23 protein-coding genes are annotated in these 21,074 nt (G+C 63.5%); 5 read left to right on the top strand and 18 right to left on the bottom strand.

Annotation, left to right across the window (positions count from 1 at the left end; genetic code table 11):
• Window positions 1-17 precede the first annotated feature (17 nt).
• A complete protein-coding gene (locus CB0205_RS0103245) occupies window positions 18-1,364 on the top strand; it encodes an APC family permease (protein ID WP_010314279.1) in 1,347 nt (448 codons plus the stop codon).
• Here the strand turns inward: CB0205_RS0103245 and CB0205_RS0103240 are convergent.
• Window positions 1,348-2,679, bottom strand: coding sequence for a four-carbon acid sugar kinase family protein (locus tag CB0205_RS0103240; protein ID WP_010314277.1), 1,332 nt, complete (start codon window positions 2,677-2,679; stop codon window positions 1,348-1,350). The two genes, CB0205_RS0103245 and CB0205_RS0103240, sit on opposite strands and share 17 nt — an antisense overlap.
• Before the next feature lie 14 nt (window positions 2,680-2,693).
• On the opposite strand from CB0205_RS0103240, the gene CB0205_RS0103235 reads away from it, so the two are divergent.
• Window positions 2,694-3,848, top strand: coding sequence for an FAD-binding oxidoreductase (locus CB0205_RS0103235; RefSeq protein WP_010314274.1), 1,155 nt, complete (start codon window positions 2,694-2,696; stop codon window positions 3,846-3,848).
• Here the strand turns inward: CB0205_RS0103235 and CB0205_RS0103230 are convergent.
• Genes CB0205_RS0103230 through CB0205_RS0103215 form a run of 4 tightly spaced genes read right to left on the bottom strand, consistent with a single transcriptional unit; the run spans window position 3,834 to window position 6,687 of the window.
• Window positions 3,834-4,676, bottom strand: coding sequence for a galactose mutarotase (locus CB0205_RS0103230; protein WP_043705353.1), 843 nt, complete (start codon window positions 4,674-4,676; stop codon window positions 3,834-3,836). The genes CB0205_RS0103235 and CB0205_RS0103230 overlap by 15 nt on opposite strands.
• Window positions 4,677-4,687: 11 nt before the next feature.
• Window positions 4,688-5,398 (bottom strand): glycosyltransferase family 2 protein, encoded by a 711-nt coding sequence (locus CB0205_RS0103225; protein WP_043705329.1) that lies wholly within the window; start codon window positions 5,396-5,398, stop codon window positions 4,688-4,690.
• Window positions 5,399-5,452: 54 nt separating this feature from the next.
• Window positions 5,453-5,815 carry a GtrA family protein gene (locus tag CB0205_RS0103220; protein WP_010314268.1) on the bottom strand — a complete coding sequence of 121 codons (363 nt, stop codon included), beginning with the start codon at window positions 5,813-5,815 and terminating at the stop codon, window positions 5,453-5,455.
• Between the two features lie 5 nt (window positions 5,816-5,820).
• Window positions 5,821-6,687 carry an alpha/beta fold hydrolase gene (locus CB0205_RS0103215; protein WP_010314265.1) on the bottom strand — a complete coding sequence of 289 codons (867 nt, stop codon included), beginning with the start codon at window positions 6,685-6,687 and terminating at the stop codon, window positions 5,821-5,823.
• Window positions 6,688-6,764: 77 nt separating this feature from the next.
• On the opposite strand from CB0205_RS0103215, the gene CB0205_RS0103210 reads away from it, so the two are divergent.
• Window positions 6,765-7,028: a hypothetical protein gene (locus CB0205_RS0103210; RefSeq protein ID WP_010314263.1), complete on the top strand. Its 264-nt coding sequence runs from the start codon at window positions 6,765-6,767 to the stop codon at window positions 7,026-7,028.
• Here CB0205_RS0103210 and CB0205_RS0103205 read toward each other — a convergent pair.
• The 7 genes from CB0205_RS0103205 to CB0205_RS0103175 form a co-directional block, all read right to left on the bottom strand.
• Window positions 7,025-7,498, bottom strand: coding sequence for an RNA-binding protein (locus CB0205_RS0103205; protein WP_010314261.1), 474 nt, complete (start codon window positions 7,496-7,498; stop codon window positions 7,025-7,027). The two genes, CB0205_RS0103210 and CB0205_RS0103205, sit on opposite strands and share 4 nt — an antisense overlap.
• 75 nt (window positions 7,499-7,573) lie before the next feature.
• Window positions 7,574-8,968 carry an argininosuccinate lyase gene (gene argH / locus CB0205_RS0103200; RefSeq protein ID WP_010314259.1) on the bottom strand — a complete coding sequence of 465 codons (1,395 nt, stop codon included), beginning with the start codon at window positions 8,966-8,968 and terminating at the stop codon, window positions 7,574-7,576.
• A gap of 44 nt (window positions 8,969-9,012) precedes the next feature.
• Complete coding sequence (gene rpaB, locus CB0205_RS0103195) at window positions 9,013-9,819, bottom strand: response regulator transcription factor RpaB (RefSeq protein WP_010314257.1); 807 nt, start codon at window positions 9,817-9,819, stop codon at window positions 9,013-9,015.
• Between the two features lie 114 nt (window positions 9,820-9,933).
• Window positions 9,934-11,283: an ABC transporter substrate-binding protein gene (locus CB0205_RS0103190; protein WP_369791650.1), complete on the bottom strand. Its 1,350-nt coding sequence runs from the start codon at window positions 11,281-11,283 to the stop codon at window positions 9,934-9,936.
• On the bottom strand, window positions 11,253-11,750 hold the full coding sequence (locus CB0205_RS0103185; protein WP_029626084.1) for a hypothetical protein: 498 nt from the start codon (window positions 11,748-11,750) through the stop codon (window positions 11,253-11,255). The genes CB0205_RS0103190 and CB0205_RS0103185 overlap by 31 nt, the downstream gene beginning before the upstream one ends.
• Before the next feature lie 2 nt (window positions 11,751-11,752).
• Window positions 11,753-12,472, bottom strand: a complete 720-nt coding sequence (gene mreC, locus CB0205_RS0103180; RefSeq protein WP_010314251.1) for a rod shape-determining protein MreC — start codon at window positions 12,470-12,472, stop codon at window positions 11,753-11,755.
• Entirely contained in the window at window positions 12,472-13,518 is a 1,047-nt protein-coding gene (locus CB0205_RS0103175) for a rod shape-determining protein (protein WP_010314249.1), read from the bottom strand. Before CB0205_RS0103175 ends, mreC begins: the two co-directional genes overlap by 1 nt.
• Window positions 13,519-13,700: 182 nt before the next feature.
• Here CB0205_RS0103175 and CB0205_RS0103170 point away from each other — a divergent pair, with 182 nt between their 5' ends.
• A complete protein-coding gene (locus CB0205_RS0103170; protein ID WP_010314246.1) occupies window positions 13,701-14,090 on the top strand; it encodes a single-stranded DNA-binding protein in 390 nt (129 codons plus the stop codon).
• Between the two features lie 103 nt (window positions 14,091-14,193).
• Here the strand turns inward: CB0205_RS0103170 and ahcY are convergent, their stop codons facing one another.
• Complete coding sequence (ahcY, locus tag CB0205_RS0103165; RefSeq protein WP_010314243.1) at window positions 14,194-15,621, bottom strand: adenosylhomocysteinase; 1,428 nt, start codon at window positions 15,619-15,621, stop codon at window positions 14,194-14,196.
• A 115-nt stretch (window positions 15,622-15,736) separates the two neighbouring features.
• Between ahcY and tsaE the strand changes: the two genes are divergently transcribed.
• The gene (gene tsaE, locus CB0205_RS0103160) at window positions 15,737-16,189 is read left to right on the top strand and encodes a tRNA (adenosine(37)-N6)-threonylcarbamoyltransferase complex ATPase subunit type 1 TsaE (protein WP_010314241.1); all 453 of its coding nucleotides are present in this window, start codon (window positions 15,737-15,739) and stop codon (window positions 16,187-16,189) included.
• Here the strand turns inward: tsaE and CB0205_RS0103155 are convergent.
• The 5 genes from CB0205_RS0103155 to CB0205_RS0103130 all read right to left on the bottom strand — a co-directional run.
• Window positions 16,186-17,175 carry a carbohydrate kinase gene (locus tag CB0205_RS0103155; protein ID WP_010314238.1) on the bottom strand — a complete coding sequence of 330 codons (990 nt, stop codon included), beginning with the start codon at window positions 17,173-17,175 and terminating at the stop codon, window positions 16,186-16,188. The two genes, tsaE and CB0205_RS0103155, sit on opposite strands and share 4 nt — an antisense overlap.
• Window positions 17,176-17,178: 3 nt before the next feature.
• Window positions 17,179-18,333 carry an 8-oxo-dGTP diphosphatase MutT gene (gene mutT, locus CB0205_RS0103150; RefSeq protein ID WP_010314236.1) on the bottom strand — a complete coding sequence of 385 codons (1,155 nt, stop codon included), beginning with the start codon at window positions 18,331-18,333 and terminating at the stop codon, window positions 17,179-17,181.
• A gap of 62 nt (window positions 18,334-18,395) precedes the next feature.
• Window positions 18,396-20,156, bottom strand: a complete 1,761-nt coding sequence (locus CB0205_RS15030) for a carboxylesterase family protein (protein ID WP_010314233.1) — start codon at window positions 20,154-20,156, stop codon at window positions 18,396-18,398.
• On the bottom strand, window positions 20,153-20,602 hold the full coding sequence (locus tag CB0205_RS15640; protein WP_010314230.1) for a nucleotidyltransferase domain-containing protein: 450 nt from the start codon (window positions 20,600-20,602) through the stop codon (window positions 20,153-20,155). The genes CB0205_RS15030 and CB0205_RS15640 overlap by 4 nt, the downstream gene beginning before the upstream one ends.
• A 246-nt stretch (window positions 20,603-20,848) precedes the next feature.
• Window positions 20,849-21,074 (bottom strand): sigma factor-like helix-turn-helix DNA-binding protein (locus CB0205_RS0103130; RefSeq protein ID WP_010314225.1); only part of this gene is annotated, 226 nt, incomplete at its 5' end.

The following is a 21,074-nucleotide window of genomic DNA, read 5'->3' as shown; positions in this document are numbered from 1 at the left end:
GAAATCAGGCTGAAGGTTTGGGGGTAGGCGGTCAAGGCAACGATCAATCCCCTGGTTCAGCACCCAATGGCCGCCTGCTCCAGGTGCTTGGCGTTGGCTTTGGGCTCGCCGGATCGATTGGAGGAACCATCGGCGCCGGCATCCTGCGGATCCCAGGACTGGTGGCGGAGCAACTGCCCTCGCAGCCCTGGATTCTCTGGATCTGGGTCCTGGGAGCCTTCTACGCCCTGCTCGGTGCCATCTGTGTGGCGGAACTGGCAGCAGCCATACCCAAGGCGGGGGGCTGGTATGTCTACGCCGAAGCCGCCTTTGGGCGTCGTGCGGGATTTCTCGTGGGCTGGAGCGACTGGATCGCCCACTGCATTGGCTTGGCCTGGGTCGTCACCACCCTGGGTGATTACCTCTCGCCTCTGGTGCCGATGAGCAGCGCCTGGATCGCCGTCGGGATCCTGGGGCTGTTCACACTGATCCAGTGGCCAGGGGTGCGCTCCGGTGGCACCAGCCAAGAGTTTCTCAGCCTGATTAAGGCTCTGATCTTTGCGGCCTTGGTGGTGGCTTGTTTCGCGCTGCCCCTTCCCAATCGAGTGGAGGCACCAGCCAGCTTCATCCCACCCGATCTGAACCTGTTCGTGCCGGTGGTGCTGGCCCTGCAGGCCGTGATCACCACCTACGACGGGTGGGCCTGCCCGATTTATTTCGCTGAAGAATTCGCCAGTCCCAGCCGGGACATCCCGCGCTCGTTGATTGGTGGTGTCCTAGCGGTTGCTGGCCTCTATCTCTTAATCAACGCAGCACTGCTGCATGTGCTGCCCATTCCGGTCCTCGCGGAATCAAGCCTGCCCGCCGCCACAGCTGCCGAACGGTTGGTGGGCCCCCAGGGCGGAGCGGTGATCACCGCCGTTGCCTTGGTGTCTCTCCTGGGTGTCACCAACACCGTGGCGATGGCCGCTCCACGCATCCTCTTTGGCCTCGGACGCGATGGTTTGATGCCTGCCTTCACTGCCGAAGTGAATGCCGGGGGAACCCCGGTGAACGCCCTGTTGATCACCTCCCTCTGCAGCACGCTGCTGGTGGTCAGTGGGTCGTTTGAAAGCCTGCTGGGGATGGGAGCCTTCCTCTATGTGGGACTACCGCTTTGCGGATTCATCACCCTGATGGTCCTGCGGCAACGCCAGCCAGAGCTGGATCGGCCGTTCCGCTGCTGGGCCTATCCCCTGACGCCGATTCTGGTGGGGACGGTGTCGCTGGCCTTTTTGCTGGCAGCCCTCTGGAGCGATTCCGTCAACAGCCTCTGGGCGCTGGCCCTCGTCGCCGCTGGAGGTCTGGCCTCAGAAGCCAGCCAACGGCTCAGGGCTGCTGCATGAGTGTCCAGGCCTGACGCAAGCTCGAGGCATCGCCCAAGTTGCCGGGGAAAGTGATGACCGGCAGACTCTCTGGGGTCAGCACGAGCGACAATCCGGCAAACAGTTGTCCCTGCAGCTCAACCCAAGGGGCCTTCAGGCCGGACTCCAGCAGGGTGTGCGTAGTGATCCCCCCTTTGCTGATCACGTAACCGAGTCGCGGGGCCAGGCCTCCGGCTAAGCGCGCCATCAGCTGCGCCAACTCCGTCCCAAGCTCCCGGCGTTCCGCAGGGCTGGAGCAATGGAGCTCACCGCGGCTCGTGAAGACAACGGGGGTATGGCCCTCGCTGATGACCGTTTCGATCTGCTGCCGCCAGGACTGCTCAAGGCTGGCGAGAAGGCGGTGCCGTTCTGGCCCAAACACCACACGCGCCACCTTGCGGACATCGAGCTCGATGCCGATGCAAGCGGGCTCAGCCAGCAGTGTCGTCAGTTGATCATCAGCCAAGGGCACGTGGGAACCCACCATCACCAAGCCTGGCAAAGCAGCACCCCGCCTGAGCCGGGCCAAACCCGAGGGGTCAAGGGGCTGGGGTGGCAGCGGCACAAGCCCATTGATCAAGCTGGCAGCGGACTGCAGGGCGAAACGCTGACCCTGACGCTCGCAGGCCCAGATGGCCTCGCCCAGGGCCGTCAACTGCTCCGGCCGCTCCGCATCGACACAGGCGATCGAGGCCGGAGACAAGGCGGACAGCCGTTCCCTCAAAGCCTCAGGAGCAACCTCCAAGTCGGAGCAGCTGATTTGCTGAACCGAGGCGGCCAGGGTCTGTCCGGCGGTTTTCTCCTCCACCCAAGCCGGCAAAAAACTGCTGGAAAATCCGAACAGGCGATCCCGCGCAAACGCTGTGGCGTGGACCGGTTCTCCATGCAGCAAATGCATCCCGTCTTTGGTGGTCCGCCCCCCAGGCAAAAACGCCGGCACCAGCAGCGTGGAGGCGAAGGGGCCTAACTCTTGCTCGATCACCTCCAGCTCTAACGGGAAGTGGCCGCGCAGGGTGGAGTCGCCGCGGCTCACGATCAGCCAGCGATCCATCACTCCAGCGGCCTTCGCTTCGGCCAGGGCAGGCTTCAGGGCATGGCAAATGCTGCGGACCCGCTGCTCGGCTGCCTGGGGGTGGAGCGCACGCGTATTGGCCAGCAGAAACAGCAGCGGTGAGGGGTGGACCAGCGCTTCGCGCAGGCTGGCCAGGTCCCAGCGCAGCAACAAGGGACAGCTGTGCACCGTCTGCGATCCAGTTGGATCGTCATCAAGCACCAGGACCTTGAGCCGCTCAGCCATGGCACCATCGTGCCGTGATCACCCCTGAACCTCGCGAACTCCAGGATCTGGTGCGCCAATGGCATCAGCAGGCCCTGCCTTGGACTCCGGCGGGCGCAGGCACAAGACTGCATTGGGGACCAGCGCTGGAGCAACCGCAAACCCTCAGCACGGCCAAGCTCAATCGGCTGGTGCATCACTCCAGCGGCGACTTCACGGTCAGCGTGGAAGCAGGCCTGCCCTTGATCGACCTCCAGGCGGCTCTGGCGGAGGCCAAGCAATGGCTGGCGGTGGACTGGCCCTGGGGCAGTGGGACTGCTGGAACCCAAAGCGGAACGATCGGAGGCCTCGTTGCCCGCGGCATGGCCGGTGGATTCAGGCAGCGCTATCTGGGGATCCGCGATCAAGTGATTGGCCTGGAGGTGATGCGGGCTGATGGAACCCAGGCCAGGGCCGGAGGCCAAGTCGTGAAGAACGTGGCTGGCTACGACCTCATGCGGCTGTTCTGCGGCAGCTGGGGCAGCCTTGGACTGATCACCCAAGTCACGCTGCGCACCTTCCCCCAGCAGCCCCATCGCGCTGGACTGCTGTTCACGGGGGAGCTGGAAGCGCTGGAATCCATGCGCCAAGCCTGCCTGCAGGCGGCCCTGATGCCCCAGCGCCTGGATTGGTGGACGATCGAGGGGATGCCCTGCCTTTTGCTTGGGCTCGTCAGCATCAGCCGAAGCGCTGTGGAGTCCCAATTGCAGGAACTCAACAGCTACGCGCAGACGCTTGGACTCCAGGCCAACGGCCTCAACGCCGATGAGCTCCTGGAGCTCGAGGCCGCAGGACGTGAAGCAGGCGCTGAGCTCGACAAGGATCGTTGGTTGATGCGCATCGGACTGCCCCCAGCTCAAGCCCACGCCTTGATGGGCGAAACCTGCTTACACAGCATCCGACTCAACCTGGCCGCCGGCAGCGGCCAAGGCCTGGGCTGGGCTGATCCTGGGGATCTGGCAGCCCACACAATCAGCAGCTTGGCCGAACGCTGCCGATCGCTCGGCGGCGCGCTCACTCTCCTGCAGCAACCGAGCGCGAGCGCCCTCTCGAGCGCACCGGCCCATGCGAACCACAGCTGGGTTGCCGCCATCAAGCGGGAGTTCGATCCGCTGCAACAGCTCGCTCGAGGACGCCTACCGGGCCGCTGAGCAGACGTAACGGCAACGCAACTGCATCGCCTGACCAGGCTCCAACTCCAGGCGGCGATCACCCGTCGCCAGGGAGCCGCGTGGGGCCGTCCAGGGCTCCAGGCAGACCATGGAGCGAGGGGGTTCGGTCCAGACCACCGCCAGATCCAGCGGAGCAGTCAGTTCGAGGCTGATGACCTGGCCCAAACCAGCGTCGACCAAACGCACCGAATCGCCCGTTGGATCAGCGAGGAGATCCACCCCCTCGGGCAGCTGGGCCAACTGTTCGGCCGTTGAAGCCGGAGCCATCTGGTGATGGTCCAGGCAGCGTTCAGGCAGGCCATCCAAGCTGGCGGCCTGCAGCGAACTGACGGCGAAGTAGGGATGCAGGCCGAGCGAGAACGGCATCACACCAGAGCTGTCGGGTCCATGTTCAACCGTGGCCAGAACCTCTAAGGCCGACGGTTCAAGCCTGTAGTCCAAGCTCAAACGAAAGGAGAAGGGGAACGCAGCGAGGGTCTGTGGAGTGGACTCCAAGACCAAACGAAGTCCAGCCCCATCGCTCAACGCCTCGAGTTGCCACGGCAGATCCCTGGCAAAGCCGTGCTGAGGAAGCGTGTAGCTCCCTTCGGGGAGATTCCCGCAGATCGGGAACAACACGGGAATGCCACCGCGAACACTCTTGGATGGATCGGCAAAGCGATCGGCGTCGAAATACAACCGCTCTTGGCCGGCGCACACCCAACCGGTGACCAGTCCGCCGCGCTCAGGAACGACCCACAGCTGATCACCGTTTGCGCCTGTGAAACAGGAATGCGGATAGGGCCCGTCAATGGCTTGCAACCCCATGGTCTCGAGCATCAGCGTGCCCAGAGGTTGTACTTGAGAATGCACCAAACGGCACGGACTCCGTCCTTCCAACCAATTTTCTTACCTTCGTCGTAGGTGCGACCGTAATAGGAGATGCCGACCTCATAAATGCGGCAGCGGCGCTTCGCCACCTTGGCCGTAATTTCCGGTTCAAAACCAAAGCGCTTCTCTTGAATCGGAATCGATTGAATAATCTCAGTGCGGAACGCTTTATAACAAGTCTCCATATCCGTGAGGTTTAGATCAGTCAACATATTGCTCATCAACGTCAAAAAACCATTCCCCATGCGGTGCCAGAAATAGACCACGCGATGGGGAGCCGCGCCCTGAAATCGACTACCAAAAACCACATCGGCTTTGCCCTGAATGATCGGGCTAATCACAAGCGGATATTCATTGGGGTCGTACTCGAGGTCAGCATCTTGAACAATGCAAATCTGACCTCGGGCGGCGGCAAAACCAGTTGCGAGCGCCGCCCCTTTCCCCTCGTTGCGCTCATGAAGCAACACAGTAAGGTCCGGCGCGCTCAATCCCTTCAGCAACTCACGGGTCCCATCGCTGGAGCCGTCATCAACAACGATGAGCTGCTTGGAAGCCACCGGTGCCTGCCTGACCCGTTCGATCAAGTCAAGGATCGTCCCGGCCTCGTTGAAACAAGGAATCACAACCGAAAGCAAAGGACGTGTGCTCTCGGTTTGCATTGCCGCGATTCCGAAGAATGACTTGACCTACTTCAGCACAGGCTCAACGGGGGCCTAGCGGAACACCACCAGCTTTTGAACCGTGTAGGACAACGCCGCAAGCACTGGAATCAGCAGCAAGGCCGCCAGATTCCTGGAAAGGCCCCAACCGGCTAAAAGGCTGATGCCCGCCCAATTGCACCACCAGAGACCCAAAGCCATCAGCGCATAGAAAATCGCCGAGCGTTTCTGAAGACGGTCCACCCGAAACACCCGCTTCCCGTACAGCACAAAGCCCAAGGCCACGTTCAAAAGCTGACTCAGGAACGTTGCCAAGCCTGTGCCCAGCACCAACAGCAAACCCTGGAGCACCAGGTTGGTCACCAGAACGTTCAGGGCGCCGTAACCCAGAAAGCGCCGCTTCCGTCCTGATGCCATAAAAGCTAAGGGAGTTGATCCAGCCACTCCAGCAGAGCGGCGTTCACCTGGTCCGGCACCTCATCGTGGGGACAATGGCCAGCCTGGAGGACCACTTCCGTGGTCTTCGCTGGTGCGTGACGCTGAAAGGCGCCGCGACGGCCTGCGGCGTTGATCCAGGGATCGCGAATGCCCCAGAGCAGCAGCAGCGGTGACTGCAGCTCGGCAAACAGCTCATCCAGGGGCTGGCCCCGGGGAATGTCAAAGACCGTGCGGAACACCCCGAATGCTCCGGGATCACGGGAGGGAGCCAGGATCGACTCCACCAGTTCGTCATCGACGTTGGTGCGATCGATGTAGACCTGATTCAGGGTGCGGCGCACGTTGCCCGGACGGCGCATGTTTTCAAACAACAGGCGCTGCAGGATCGGGCTCTTGAGCAGGGCCGATCCGACCGTTCGGCGGGTGATCGCACCCCAGCCTTTGGGCTCGCCCTGTTCATCAGAAAACGGTCCAGCGGCATTCAGCAGGGCCACCCCCGCACTGTCTGAACCCAACGCCGCCCCAGCAGCCAGGGCGGCGTAACCCCCCAGAGAGTTACCAACGAGGACCGTCGGCCGGCCAATGCGCTCCCTGACGTAGCTCACCAACTGATCGCGCCAGAGGGCACCGCCATAGCTCGGGCCGGCGGGCTTGGCACTGCGGCCAAAGCCCAGCAGATCCAACGCATGGACCTCGTAGTGCTGCTGCAGGGCCGGGATATTGAAGCGCCAGTGGTCGGTCGAGGCGCCAAAGCCATGCACCAACAACACTGCAGGACGGTCAGCGGCGCTCGTGCCCTGCTGCAGGCAATGGATGGGAAACCCCTGAAACTGCCAGGTGCTCGTGGTCACGGGGGCCTGCGGCTGAGGGGCGATGCTAGGGAGATCCACTGCCCTGGGGGCGCCGGGTGATCACCGACTGGCTGCTAATGAGCTGGACTCTCTGGCTTCCAGGCACGGCGCTCTGGGCCTTGAGTGCCTACATCCCCCTCAGTGGGCGGCTGCTGAACGAAGACGACGCAGCGGGGCAGGCCAGCCTCAAGCTCAGCGGCTGCCTTGCCCTTGCCCTGGTGCTGGGCTTCGGCATCAACCTCGGCTTGGGCTTCAGCCTGGGCCCCAGTTGGGGCTCAAGCCTCGGCCTGGTCGCAGCGCTCTATGGCCTCTTTTGGGGCGTGATCGCCCGCCAGGACTAATCGCCCTGGTAGCTGCTGCGGCGACGGCGAGCCCGACCCTCGCCAAAGGAATCGTTCTGACTGCCGTAGCTGCGGTCTTCCCAGCCCTGGGCACCGGATGGACGATCACCACGAGGTTCAGGTGAGCGGTTGGGCTCATAACCGCCGGCACCGCCGTAACCAGAACCGCCTCCGTATCCACCACCGCCATAGCCGCCGCGGCGGGGGGCTCCACCACCGCCGCCGGGAGAACGGGGTTCCGCCTTGTTGATACGCAGGGGTCGACCCATCAGTTCAGCCCCCTGCAGAGCATCGATCGCCCGGTCTTCGCTCTCGGGGTCAACGAGTTCGACGAAGGCGAACCCACGCTTGCGGCCGGTATCGCGCTCTAGGGGAAGGGAGCAATTGGCAACTTCACCAAAGGGGGCAAACAACTCGGCGACGTCCTCTTGCTCTGCGCGAAAAGGAAGGTTGCCAACAAAGATGCTCACAGGCCGTCCGGGCCGATTCGGCGTTGATTCAGCTCCAGAACCTTAGACCGGCTGAAGCGATTTGAACGGCCGCTCTCAATCAGCCAGCCGCTGTTTGGCTCGCTCCAGTTGAAGCCTGACCTGTTCGAACGCTGTTCCCCCCTCACTGCGTCGGGCGGCAACCACCTGGCGGGGATGGATGGCGTCAAAAATGTCGGTTCCAAAGGCTTCATGGAGCTGCTGCCAACGCTCCAAGGGCAGCTGGCGCAGCAGGATCCCCTCCTGCAAACAGGTTTTGACCAGGCCGCCGACGAGTTGATAAGCCTCCCGGAAGGGGACACCTTTACCGACCAGGTAGTCCGCCACATCGGTGGCATTGGAGAAGTCACTCTCCACCGCCTGTTCCAGACGCTGCGGACGAAACTCCAGACCCTCTTCAAACAGGATCGCCATCGCCTCCAAGCTGGCCAGGGTGGTGGCTACGGCGTCAAACAGAGCCTCCTTGTCCTCCTGGAAATCCTTGTTGTAAGCCAGGGGAAGGCCCTTGATCATCACCAGCAGCCCCTGCAGGTGCCCGAACACGCGCCCGCATTTGCCCCGGACCAATTCAGGGACATCGGGGTTTTTCTTCTGGGGCATCAGGCTGCTGCCCGTCGCGCAACGATCAGTGAGGCTGACGAAGCGAAACTCCTCACTAGCCCACAGGATCACCTCCTCGCTCAGGCGACTCAGGTGCACCATCACCAGGCTGGCGGCCGCACTGAACTCCACCGCGAAATCGCGGTCGCTGACGGCGTCCAGGCTGTTGGCGTAAACATCCTCAAAACCCAAAGCGGCCGCCGTCTGCCGCCGATCAATCGGCACTGGCGTCCCCGCTAAGGCAGCGGCGCCAAGGGGACAGATGTTGACCCGCTTGCGCAGGTCCTTCAGGCGAGCACGGTCCCGCTCCGCCATCTCCACGTAGGCCAGCAGGTGATGGGCCAGACAGATCGGCTGAGCCCGCTGTAGGTGGGTGTAACCGGGGATCATCACCTCCACGTGGGCTTCGGCCTGGGCGAGCAACGACTGCTCAAAGCGCACTAAGGCGCCATCGATGGCATCAATCTGGCTCCGTAGCCAGAGGCGCAAATCCGTGCCGACCTGGTCATTGCGGGAGCGTCCGGTATGGAGCTTTTTACCCAGGGGACCCAGGATCGCGATCAGCCTTCGCTCCACGGCGAAGTGCACGTCCTCATCCTCCAGGCCAGGCTTGAACTGACCCGCCGCCGCCTCGGCGCGCACCTGCTCCAGACCAGCGACCAGCTGCTCAGCCTCCTGGGCCGTGATCACCCCCGTGCTGCCCAACATCCGGGCATGGGCGATCGATCCGTCCAGGTCCTGCTGCAGCAGCTCGATGTCAAACCCAATCGACGCGTTGAAGCGCTCAATCGCTGGATGCAGACCCTGCTCAAAACGCTGACTCCAGGTGGAGGAAGAGGAATCAACGGCCATCGGGCCCGGACTTGCTGCTAAATCTCAGCTTGGCAGGCAGCCGATTAGCTGGCGGCCGCCATCGGGGCGTTCTCGCCCATGCGCTGGGAGGCGTAACCGGTGCCGCGCACGGTCAAGATCAGTTCGGGGTTGCGCGGGTCAGGCTCGAGCTTGCCGCGCAGACGGGCCACGTAGACATCCACGACCCGCAGATCGGCTGCACGGCGGGGCGGATAGCCCCAAAGCTGCTCGAGGATCTCAGCGCGGGGAACGACCCGGCCAGGCTCACGGAACAGCAGTTCCAGCAAGCTGAATTCGGTGTAGGTCAAACCAATGCGCTCACCATCACGGGTGACCTGGCGGCGATTGGTGTCCACCACCAGGTCGCCGACGCGCAGAACGCCCTGACCCGCGGGAACATCCCGGGGCTCGTTGGTGGCCGAACCGCGGCCAACGCGGCGCAGGATCGTGGCGATCCGAGCCTCCAGCTCTTTAGGACTGAAGGGTTTCGGCAGATAGTCGTCTGCCCCCAGATCCAAGCCGGCGACCCGCTCGGCGATGGCATCCAAGGCCGAGAGAAAAATGATCGGCACGCAGGACTCCGCCCGCAGGCGCCGACACACCGCGAAGCCATCGAGCTTCGGGAGCATCACGTCGAGCACCACCAGATCAGGCTGCTCTTTGTGGAAGAGGGCGAGCGCTTCCTCACCGTCTTCAGCGCAGACCACCTGGTAGCCAGCCAGCTGGAGACGCATCACGAGCACTCGACGGACGGCCGGCTCGTCATCCACCACCATCACGGTGGCGCGCTGCTCTGACGAAGCCTCGACAGAAGAGGCATCACTCTGTCGTTGCTGCTCGTCGAGCGGCATGCACTACACAGCGTGAAGAAGCGCAACGTTAACTCTCAGACCTCACTTGGCGATAGCCTTTTGCCGGCCAGCTGAGCTATGCAGCGCCAGTCTTAAGGTTTTCTCCAGGTCGACCTAGGGCCAGCGTCCTGCGGCATAGGCGTTCCATTGACGCTCCGCCTCAGCCAAGGCCGCATCACTGCTGATCTGGCCCAACATCGCCCGCTGCAGCTGGGTGTAGACGATGGCTTGGAGCCGCTTCACCCCAGGGCTGGCCGGCACCAGCACCCGAGCTGAACTCAAGGTTTGGGCCGAGAGCAAACGGGCCTGCCGCACCAGCTGCTCCGCCTGAGTCGACGGTTGCTCATCCGCCAGGGCCTCTTCCACCTGCCGCAAAGCGCCGGTGGACGAAGGCAGCACCCGTGCCTGCTCGGCAAAACGCGCCTGGTTATTGGCATCGGTCAGAAACAGAGCGAAGCGGGTCGCCGGCCCGGCCACCTTGCTCTGGCGGGGAATCGCCAGGGTCATCACCGCCACATTGGCGGCCCCATTGGCACCGGTCAGGGGCGGGTAGGGACGGGTGGCCGCGGCCACCTGGGGCGCATTGGTCTGGATGCTGCGCAGGAACTCGGCCCCGCTGCCCACCTGGGCCAACTCACCGCTTTGATAGAGCTCAATCGCACGCCGGTAGCCCTGGCTGACCACCTCCCGGGGCAGCAGGCCGCGGCGATAGAGATCGCTCCAGAACGCAAAAGCCCGCCGGCCCGCCGGCGTGTTGAAGGCCGCCCGCTGGCGCTGATCCAGCAGCGTCACCCCCATCTGCACCAAGGACTCGAGTAACTCGGCGGAGTCCTCAGGAACAACGGTCACAAACAGGGCATAGCGCCCCGTTCGGCGCTTCACGGCTTCGGCATAGGCCGGCACCTCAGCCCAACTGCGCGGCGGCGCGTCGTAGCCGGCCTGACTCAACAGCTGGCTGTTGGCCAGGGTGATCCGGGCCGTCAGGTACCAAGGAATGGCGAACTGCTGCGGCTGACCATCGGCAGCGGCACTTTGGCCCGCTTGCCAGATCAGCGGCAGATAGGTCTCGGCAGCGCCCTGGGGCAACAGGGGCTCAAGGGGCTGCAGGCCGCCCTTGCTGGCCAAGTTGGCCGCGAAGAGCGGGTTCAGGTTCACCACATCGGGAGCCGTGCGCGCAAACACCGCCGCCAGCAACTTGCGCTCGACCGATCCCCAGGGGACATCGGTCCAAACCACGTCATAGCAAGGGTTTTGCTGCTCCCAGCGGGCAATGACTCCGTTGAGGTAGTCGTTGAACTTGGGGGCCAGATCCAAGGTCCAGAACTGGATTGGAATGCGAGCGGAGGTCTGCCGCCGAGCGGGGGCGCAAGCCGCGAGCACCCCCGTGAGCGCTGCACCCGCCAGCAGCCCCGCGACCAACCGCTTGGGGGTCTTCAACCCCGTGCGGAGAGCAGTTGTCGCCAACGCAGCAGCAAAACCGAACAAACCAGAGGTGCCAGCAAGGCCGTGATCAAAGCCTGAGCTGCCAGCAGCTGCAAGCCACCCTCGGGCAACACACCCTGGAACCGCCACTGGAGCAAGAAACTGCCCCCTAGGACCAGGCTGCCCAGGGCCGCCAGCAGCCCCAGGTTGAAGCTGCGCTCAATCGGACTACCCCGCCGGCCGAGGAGTCCCCACCACCAACCCAACAGCACCAAAGCAGGCAGCTGGGTGAGGTGACCGACATGCAAGCCATCGAGCAGCAGGCCCAAGGCCAGGCCTGCACAAGCGCCGGACCACGGCCCATCCACCAAGGCCCAGGGCAGCAGCCAAAGCACCGCCCAACTGGGGGAAATGCCATCGAGGCTCAACCAGCCCGGGGAGAGCAAGGTCAGCGACGGAACCGAGAGGGCAGAGGCCACACACAGGCCATGGCGGTGCAATCCGGCCATCACTAACGGGACACCAACTGCACCCAATCGACCGCGTCGATCGGTGCACTCAGTTGAACCACGGCATCGGGAGCTGGAACCAACTCATCATCGACACTCTGAACAACACCCACCGTGAGGTTGGGGGGAAGCAAGGTGCTGGCGGGGGAGGTGGTCACCACATCTCCGGGGCGCACCCCAGTGTCCTTATCCAGGAACTGGAGCCGCGGCCGCGGCGTATCGCCGCCAATCAACAGGCCATGGCGCTTGACCCGCGGGACCCAGACCCCAAGGCGGCTCGTGCTGTTGGTCAGCAGCGCGACGCGTGCCGTGCTGGGGGTGACGCTGGCGACCCGGCCAATCAGCCCACCCGGAGCGAGGACGGCAGCGCCGGCGCGCACCCCCTGCAGGCTGCCCTTGCCCAACTCCAACTGTTGCCACCAACCGGAAGCCTGGCGGGAGATCACCGGAGCCGAGATCCGTGCACCCTTGGCTTGATCCAGGGCAACCAGACCGCGCAGGCGAGCGTTGTCGCTCTCCAACTGCTGCAGCCGCGTCTGCTGATCCAACTGCTGCGCGGAGCGGAGCCATTCGGACTGGGCCTGGCCCGGCCAGAACGGACGACTCAACAGGGCGTAGGCATCGAGGACGCCCGCACCCTTGGTCAACCGAACACCAGCCAAGACGGCCAGCAGCAACCACCAAGGCCAGGCCTGAACCAGTTTGTTGATTCGACTGGCCATTACGCATTCAGCCTGCTGAAGTCAGGGGTGTCGAGCACCCGCTCGAGACGCTGGTAGTCCTCAATCACGCGGCCGCAGCCGTTGACCACGCAGAGCAAGGGATCCTCGGCGATGTGCACCAGGATTCCGGTCTCGTGGCTGATCAGATCGGTGATGCCGCGAACCAAGGCCCCGCCCCCCGCAAGCACAATCCCCCGATCGACGATGTCAGCCGCCAACTCCGGCGGCGTGCGCTCCAGGGTTCGCTTGACCGCCTCCACGATCACGTTCAGGGGCTCTGCCATCGCCTCGCGGATATCGCCGGCACGCACGGGAATCGTGCGGGGCAGACCAGATAGCAGATGCAACCCCCGAACATCCATCGTCGATTCGTCGAAAGCGTCGTCGGGGAAGGCCGAACCGATCCGGATCTTGATCTCCTCGGCGGTTCGCTCCCCCACCACCAGGTTGTGGACCTTTTTCAGATAGTTGCTGATCGAATCGCTCAGCTCATCACCGGCGACCCGCACCGACTCGCTGAGCACCGTGCCCCCAAGGGAGAGCACCGCCACCTCCGTGGTGCCGCCGCCGATGTCGACAATCATCGTGCCGACGGGTTCGGTCACCGGCAGGCCCGCGCCGATGGCCGCGGCCACGGGCTCATCAATCAAATGCACATTGCGGGCGCCCGCTAAGCCCGCTTCGCGCACCGCACGCCGCTCCACGCCGGTGACCCCGCTGGGGATGCCGATGACCAAGCGGGGCGCCACGATGCCGCGGCCCTCATTCCCTTTCTGAATAAAGGTCTTGATCATCTGCTCAGCGGCGTCGAAGTCAGCGATCACGCCATCGCGCAGAGGACGCACGGCACGGATATTTCCAGGGGTGCGGCCCAACATCAGCTTCGCCTCATCCCCCACCGCCAGGGGCACACCACGCTCAAGGTCGATCGCCACCACGGAGGGCTCCTGCAGGACGATGCCCTTACCGGAGACATACATCAGGGTGTTGGCCGTCCCGAGATCGATACCGATGTCGCGGGACAGCTGGAAACGCTTGAAGAACACAGACGTCTCCCCATTCCTTCAAAGCATAGGTAGATCCTGCGATCTGACACCCTCAAAGACCTAGCTGCCACTCGGGTTTTGCAGCGGTGGTGACACATCCGGGGCAAAGGGTGGAACTCTCACCTCGAAGCTCCCCGCCCGGGGACTGCATCATTGATCCAACGCAAACGCAGGAGAACGCCATGGGCGTCAATTCCGTCACCCTGGTCGGCCGCGCTGGCCGCGATCCCGAGGTGCGCTACTTCGAGTCCGGCAGCATGGTGGCCAACCTGACCATCGCGGTGAACCGCCGCAGCAATAACGACGAACCCGACTGGTTCAACCTGGAGATCTGGGGCAAGCAAGCTCAGGTCGCCGCCGACTACGTCCGCAAGGGCTCCCTACTAGGGGTCATCGGCAGCTTCAAGCTGGACCGCTGGACGGACCGCAACAGCGGCGAAGAGCGCAGCAAGCCCGTCGTTCGGGTGGACCGCCTGGAACTGCTGGGCTCCAAACGTGACGCCGAAGCCAATGGCTTTGGCGGTGGTGGTTTCGGTGGCGGCGCACCCAGCGAAGACGAAGTGCCGTTCTGAGCGGGAGCGCGCGCAGAACGCGCACAAAAAAACCCGGTCTTGCATCGACCGGGCTTCAGGAAGAGAAGCCCCTCAGCGTTGAGGGGCTTTGCTGTCTCAAGGCTCAGTAGCGGTAGTGCTCGAGCTTGTAGGGGCCCTCAACGGGAACGTTGATGTAGGCGGCCTGCTCGGCGGACAGCTCGGTGAGCTTGGCGCCGATCTTCTCGAGGTGGAGGCGAGCCACCATCTCGTCGAGGTGCTTGGGCAGGACGTAGACCTCTTTGGCGTACTGAGCGCCCTTGCTGAAGAGCTCGATCTGAGCCAGCACCTGGTTGGTGAAGGAGTTGCTCATCACGAAGCTGGGGTGGCCGGTGGCGCAGCCCAGGTTCACCAGACGACCCTCGGCCAGCAACAGGATCTTGTTGCCGCTGGGCAGGGTGATGTGGTCGACCTGGGGCTTGATGTTCTCCCAGGTGTACTGCTTCAGCGAGGCGACATCGATTTCGTTATCGAAGTGGCCGATGTTGCAGACGATCGCCTGATCCTTCATCTGGATCAGGTGCTCGTGGCGGATCACCTGGAAGTTGCCGGTGGCAGTGACGAAGATGTCGACATCAGCCACAACGTCCTCCAGGCGGACGACGCGGTAGCCCTCCATGGCGGCCTGCAGGGCGCAGATCGGATCGATCTCAGCGATCATCACGGTGGCGCCAAGGCCACGCAGGGATTGGGCCGAACCCTTGCCTACATCGCCATAGCCGAGGACCAAGGCGACCTTGCCGGCCACCATCACGTCGGTGGCGCGCTTGATGCTGTCCACCAGGGACTCGCGGCAGCCGTAGAGGTTGTCGAACTTGCTCTTGGTGACGGAGTCGTTGACGTTGATGGCGGGGAAGGGGAGTTCGCCGCTCTTCTGCAGTTGATAAAGACGGGCCACACCGGTGGTGGTCTCCTCGGTCACGCCCTGGATCTGGGCCTTGATCCGGGAATAGAAGCCAGGCTGGGCTGCCAGCTTCTGGCGAATACTGTTGAAGAGCGCGGTCTCCTCTTCGTTGCTGGGGTTGTCCAGGACGGAGGGATCGCTCTCGGCCTTGGTGCCCAAGATCACGAGGCCGGTGGCATCGCCGCCGTCATCGAGAATCATGTTGGGGGTACCGCCATCGCCCCACTCGAGGATGCGGTGGGTGAAGGCCCAGTACTCATCGAGGGTCTCGCCCTTGTAGGCGAACACAGGGACACCCGCAGCGGCAATCGCGGCAGCGGCGTGGTCCTGGGTGGAGAAGATGTTGCAGCTGGCCCAGCGCACTTCGGCGCCCAGAGCGACCAGGGTTTCGATCAGAACGGCGGTCTGAATCGTCATATGCAGGGAACCCGCAATGCGGGCACCCTTGAGGGGCTGCTCAGCGCCGTACTTGCTGCGCAGGGCCACCAGACCGGGCATCTCGGTCTCAGCGATCTCGATCTCCTTGCGACCGAAATCAGCCAGACCCAGATCGGCGATCACATAGGTGCTGGTGCTCTGCAGCGCAGGCGCAGTGGGGGAGGCCACCATGGTTGATGTTCTTGAGGTGAATGCACTCGCCAGCCCAGACCGTGGCTTGGCAAGAGGTGTGGAATATCTGCAGAGACGCCGAGGCTTCGGGCTCGCTTAAGGGCAATCTATCGGTATGCAACAACTGAGCGTGCAGTTAGCGGATGCGGCGGCGACCCAAAACCTGGGCCGTCAACTGGCCTTGGACTGGCTCGCGTTGCCGCAGCCCAGGCCCATCCTGTTGCTGGAGGGGGATTTAGGAGCGGGCAAAACCTCGCTGGTGCAAGGGATTGCCCTGGCTCTCGAGATCGATGAACCCATCACTAGCCCCACCTTTGCCTTGGCGCAGCATTACCAAGGACAGGCCGCCGCCTTGGTCCATCTCGACCTCTATCGCCTGGAGCAAAGTGCCTCCGCCGATGAACTCTTCTGCCAAGAAGAAGAGGAAGCCCAGGCGCTGGGCGCCTTGATGGCAGTGGAGTGGCCAGGGCGACTGAGCTTCAAACCAGACGGCACCTGGACCCTGCAGCTGGACCTGATTGACCCCAACGACCCCGAGGCCGGACGGCTGGCCATGCTGCAGCGCTAACGCTCAAGAAACCGCTGCACCGCAACCGCATCGGGTTGAGGATCAATCGCCCCCGCCCCGCCGCAGACCAAGGCACCACAGGCTGCTGCGAAACGCAGCATCTGCTCCGGAGGCGCCCCCCCCTGCACCAGTTGATGCAGGAGACCCGAACTAAAGGCATCGCCGGCGCCGGTGGTATCCACCACCTGGGGTGGCGCCAAGGCCTCGAGCACCCCGGAGGCTCCGGCCAAAGACCAATGGACAGGGTTCCCACCATCAGTCACCACAACGTCAGGTACTTGGGGCAGGCCCGCCGAGATGACGCTCGGATCAGCACTGCCGAAGAGCCAGAGCGCCTCTTCCTTGGCCAACTTCAACAGCGACGCCGCAGCGATGAGGGGCTGCATCGCATTGAGGGCTGCCGTGTCCGGGCCGGCGGCTGGATCAGAGCTGACATCCCAAAACGTCGGGCGCCAATTGACGTCCAAGGCAATCCGGACCCCCGCTGCCTGGGCCTGATCCACCGCCCAACGCAAACTGGCCGACGACGCAGCTGTGGCCAGCGGAATCGTGCCCACCCACAGCCACTGGGCTTGGGCGACCAAGGCCGGCCAGGACCGCTCCAACTCGGTTTGATCCAGGGCCTGATCCGAGAACCCCTGGCCCTGGTCGCCGGCAAATCCCTGGAAGACCCGCTCCCCATCGGCGTGGCGGCGCACCAAGACCACGCGACTAGGGCGCGTGGCATCCCGCTGCAGACCCGCCAGCTCCACGCCGCGGTTGGCCATCAGGTGTTCAAAAGCCTCTCCGATGGCATCGCGTCCCAGCCGTCCAACAAAGGCTGAGGGGGTGCCCAGACGGGCTAGGGCGCAGGCGACGTTCGCCGGAGCCCCGCCCAAGCGGTCGTCACAGTGATCCGCTGTGGCCGTCGCCGGATCTCCCCCCAAGGGCCCCAGGCGATCAACCAGGGCCTCGCCCAGACAAATCACCTTGGGGGCTGGTTGCATCGATCAGGCCGCGGCGGTTCCCTCCTCAGGGTGCAGACGCGCCAGCAAGGCGGCAATAATCCGCGCGTTGGCAGCGGGGAACGGGAAATCCTTGAGCTGCTGGGGCTGAACCCAACGCACCTGCTGCGACGCCAAAGGCTGAGGCTCACCGGAGCGCCATTGGCAGAGGTGAACGACAAAGCGCAGGCGTTTGTGGCTGTAAGCGTGATCGAGGCTGATCAACTCCTCCCCCACCTGCACCTCAATCGCCAGCTCTTCCTGCAGCTCGCGGCTGATGGTGGTCTCGATCGCCTCCCCGGGTTCCTGCTTCCCGCCGGGGAATTCCCAAAGACCACCGAGCAAGCCTTCATTCAGGCGCTGATCAATCAGAACCTCGCCCGCGTCGTTGAGGACCACGCCAACGCCGATGACCTGAAAGGGCAGTTCGCGGGGGGCTTCTTTCACGGGATAGGCCAGTGGATCGCCGGAAGCGTAGGCAGCGCACTGCTCGCTCCAGGGGCATTGCTGGCAGCTGGGGTTCTTGGGGGTGCAGACCGTGGCCCCTAGATCCATCAGGGCCTGGTTGAAGTTGCGCGGCTGCTCCCTTGAAAGCAGCTGCTCGCTTAAAACCCAGAGCTCTTTGCTGTTGCGGGCCGGAGGCGTAGAGCTAGCGCTCAAACGCGAGAGCACCCGTTTGACGTTGCCATCAAGGATCGGAAACGGAAGATCAAAGGCCGACGAGAGGATGCTTCCGGCGGTGCTTGGACCAATTCCCGGCAAGGCCAACCAGCTCTCGAGGTCACGGGGCCATCGGTCGAACGCATCGTCGGAAAGACCTTTCCCGTAGGTCCTCAGGAACTGCTGGGCCCCTTGATGCAGCCGGCGAGCACGGGAGTAGTAGCCAAGGCCTTGCCAGAGCAACAGGATCTCTTGCTCATCGGCTTCCGCTAGAGCAAGCACTGTCGGGAAGCGCTCCATCCAGCGAGTCCAATAGGGCAACACCACCTGTAGCTGGGTCTGCTGGAGCATCACCTCGGCGATCCAGCACTCCAGGACATTGAGATGTTCATGGGGCTCGGGCCACCTGCCGTCCTTTGTGAACATCCACGGCTTGAGCGCAGGATCCTTCCGGCCATGGACTTCCCACCAGGCCAGCAGGGAGTGACTGAGCTCAGGCACTAACTCAGTCAGAACGGCACAACTAGAACGGCACTGGATTCGGCAAGTCACCTGAGGGCTGTTCAGGGCAGGAATGGTTCCCAGAAGGCGTAACGGGCTGGAGGCATCAGTGGCCCTTGCCCCACCGGGTCGTTCCAGATCACAACGTTTCCCGAAGGCTTGCCGTTGAACTGGGGATGCCCCCATCCCTGGAGGGGATCCTTGGCAAACCCGGCCCAGGCTGTGGTCATGGCATCGGCCAGCTTCCACTCCGCTGGGGTCGGGCCTGGGTCTTTGACCTGCACCGTGGCTCCGAGGGCGTTCTTCTCCACGAAGGTCGACCAAACGAAAGGAATCTCATCGGTATGGCAGACCATGTCTGAGTTCACGCTGCAGCGCAGCAGGCCGTTGAAGTCGAAGTTGGCCTGATACACGAAGTGGTAGCCGTAGCTCGGCACACCAGCAGTCGATTGCTGCTTGAAGGCCCGGCCTGCAGCTCTGAGGTTGGCGGCGGCAACGAAATAGTCGGTCTGCAGTCGGGCCAGGGCAATGCTGGCTGGGGTGAGTCCGCCACCGGGGCGGGGTGTGTAGTTGGAGGGGGAATAGAGGCGTTGGCCCTGTTCGCTATATCGGAGGATCTGCTCAGCCTGAGCACGACTGAAGGCTTTGTTGAGGAGTTGCCGGTAGTCCTCTGGGGTCAGGGTATTGGGGCCAGCCAGGAAGAAGGCGCCCTCATCACGGTTCACCCCGAAGACGTAAGGCCGGGGGGTGACCCCTTGGCTGTAGCCGAGATCCGGTTGATCCAGCACCGGCTCCACCTGGACGATCGGCGTCCAGGCCACCATTCCGGTGCTCAGGTCTTCGGCGACCAGGCCAGGCATACCTCCTGCGGGGAGTGTCAGCAGTTCTGCCTGGGCGATCGCTTCTGTGCTGAGACTGCGTAGCCAGGGCCCATCGGCGGCGCAGTTCTCATTGGCATAGCTGCGGCAAAGCAACTCCACGAAGCGGCTGCCGGTGGTGGCGGCCGTCTGGGCGGAGTTGTACTGCATGCCCATGATGTTCGATTCCATCACTGCGGCCCTGAACAGCTCATTGCTGGAGGGAATGGAGAACAGATGCAGGCCCACCGACATGGCGCCGGCACTCTCTCCGAACAGGGTGATCTGCTCTGGGTTTCCGCCGAATGCGGCAATGTTCTGTTTCACCCAGCGCATGGCCAGCTGCTGGTCCTGAATGCCGAAGTTGCCTTGGATGCCGGCATCGTTCTCGGTGTAACGCAGGAAGCCGAGGGGGCCGAGGCGATAGTTGGTGGTCACCACAATCACGCCTTTGTTGGCCAGCGCGGTGCCATTGAGTTCCACTGGGCTCTGGGAGGCCAGAAAGCCGCCGCCCGGGATGTACACCATCACCGGCAGCGGCTCAGAGCTGGCATTGCTCGGTTTGTAGATGTTGAGCGTGAGGCAGTCTTCCGAGCCTGAAAAACCCTTGAGGGCAGCGGAGGGCTGGATACAGGCCTCACCGAAGCGGGTGGCTTTGAAGATGCTGCTGCCCAGCTTTGCTTTGGCAACTGGCGCGGTCCAGCGCCGTTCACCGGTCGGCGGTTCCGCAAAGGGAATCCCCAGGTAGGCATGGGAATTCTGACCCTGAGGATTGCTGATCAGGCGACCGCAGAGGCGACCGCGATCCTCGGGGAGGGTCACTGTGGCGACGGAGGAGTCGCAGATGTTGGAGGGGGTTGCGCTGTTCTGCGCCTTTGGTTCGGGCTGATCGGTACAGGCCGCCAAAACGCTGGCCAACAGCCCCACGATCAGCAGTGTGCAGAAAGGACGAAAAGCGGTTGTCATCGAACTGCTGCAGATCGCCACAAAAAAAGTAAGGGTTGTTTACCGTGCTCGCCCACCCAGATGGCATGGGGATCTAGGGGTTCACCATTGAGCAGTCGTCCCTCCCGACAGGCTCGAGTGATCACGTGGTCGCGCCAGCCACAACGCTCCTCCAGCTGAGAACGGGAGTGCAGCAGCAGATCCACGGGAACGGGGTAGTGAGCCAGCCGGCGCCAGAGGCGGCCCAGCAACGCAAACCGGTCCTGCTGCGCCAGCCAGGCATCCGGAGCGGTGATCAGCAGATCCACGTCGGAATCCGGCCGCGCTTCACCACGCGCGCGCGAACCGAACAAGCGCACCTCCGCCTCGGGGATCTCGGCGCGGATCACAGCCGCCATGGCGCGGAACTGCATCTCACCGATGGCGGCGGTTTCGCTGGCGGCGTTGGGCGGGGTAGCTGGGGTCATGGGAACAACTCAAACCTCAGGATCGCCCGAAGGCCAGGAGTACACAAGCGATCGGGCCTTGAGCAGGCCGACTGTGTTGTCTGGCTGTGCTGTCTGGCTGCTCGCATCACCTCCGCAACCCAGATCGGGTAGGGGTTCAGAAGTTGCTGGGAAGCTGGCGCCCGTCCTTGAGCAGTCCGTTTCCAAGGAATCTGATGACGGCCATGGGCCAGCCACCAATCCAGAAGCGAAGTACTGAGCTCTTGATCAAACGGCAACGTAGGCCTGAACGTTCTGGCTCAAACGGCGCAGACCAGCCAACCCATCACGCTCAAGATTGCGGACCCGGTCGCGGCTGATGCCGAGGACCCGGCCGATGCCGGTGAGGCTCATCGGCTCATCAGGATCGGGGACGTCGCGGCATGGAATCGCGTAGCGCATCTTCAGCACGCGGCCCTGCAGGTCCGGCAGCTGGTCCAACAGTCCCCGCATA

Source organism: Synechococcus sp. CB0205 (genome assembly GCF_000179255.1).
Classification (GTDB): Bacteria; Cyanobacteriota; Cyanobacteriia; order PCC-6307; family Cyanobiaceae; genus Vulcanococcus.
This window is presented reverse-complemented; position numbering and strand designations above follow the sequence as displayed.

Bases quoted from the DNA above. Each gene is read 5' to 3' on its own strand.
- CB0205_RS15640 (WP_010314230.1), bottom strand. From the start codon at position 20,602: ATGACCCCAGCTACCCCGCCCAACGCCGCCAGCGAAACCGCCGCCATC.
- tsaE (WP_010314241.1), top strand. From the start codon at position 15,737: ATGCAACAACTGAGCGTGCAGTTAGCGGATGCGGCGGCGACCCAAAAC.
- CB0205_RS0103170 (WP_010314246.1), top strand. From the start codon at position 13,701: ATGGGCGTCAATTCCGTCACCCTGGTCGGCCGCGCTGGCCGCGATCCC.
- CB0205_RS0103230 (WP_043705353.1), bottom strand. From the start codon at position 4,676: ATGGGGTTGCAAGCCATTGACGGGCCCTATCCGCATTCCTGTTTCACA.
- CB0205_RS0103185 (WP_029626084.1), bottom strand. From the start codon at position 11,750: ATGGCCGGATTGCACCGCCATGGCCTGTGTGTGGCCTCTGCCCTCTCG.
- rpaB (WP_010314257.1), bottom strand. From the start codon at position 9,819: ATGCCGCTCGACGAGCAGCAACGACAGAGTGATGCCTCTTCTGTCGAG.
- CB0205_RS0103155 (WP_010314238.1), bottom strand. From the start codon at position 17,175: ATGCAACCAGCCCCCAAGGTGATTTGTCTGGGCGAGGCCCTGGTTGAT.
- argH (WP_010314259.1), bottom strand. From the start codon at position 8,968: ATGGCCGTTGATTCCTCTTCCTCCACCTGGAGTCAGCGTTTTGAGCAG.
- CB0205_RS0103210 (WP_010314263.1), top strand. From the start codon at position 6,765: ATGAGCTGGACTCTCTGGCTTCCAGGCACGGCGCTCTGGGCCTTGAGT.
- mreC (WP_010314251.1), bottom strand. From the start codon at position 12,472: ATGGCCAGTCGAATCAACAAACTGGTTCAGGCCTGGCCTTGGTGGTTG.
- CB0205_RS0103225 (WP_043705329.1), bottom strand. From the start codon at position 5,398: ATGCAAACCGAGAGCACACGTCCTTTGCTTTCGGTTGTGATTCCTTGT.
- CB0205_RS15030 (WP_010314233.1), bottom strand. From the start codon at position 20,156: ATGACAACCGCTTTTCGTCCTTTCTGCACACTGCTGATCGTGGGGCTG.
- CB0205_RS0103220 (WP_010314268.1), bottom strand. From the start codon at position 5,815: ATGGCATCAGGACGGAAGCGGCGCTTTCTGGGTTACGGCGCCCTGAAC.
- ahcY (WP_010314243.1), bottom strand. From the start codon at position 15,621: ATGGTGGCCTCCCCCACTGCGCCTGCGCTGCAGAGCACCAGCACCTAT.
- CB0205_RS0103240 (WP_010314277.1), bottom strand. From the start codon at position 2,679: ATGGCTGAGCGGCTCAAGGTCCTGGTGCTTGATGACGATCCAACTGGA.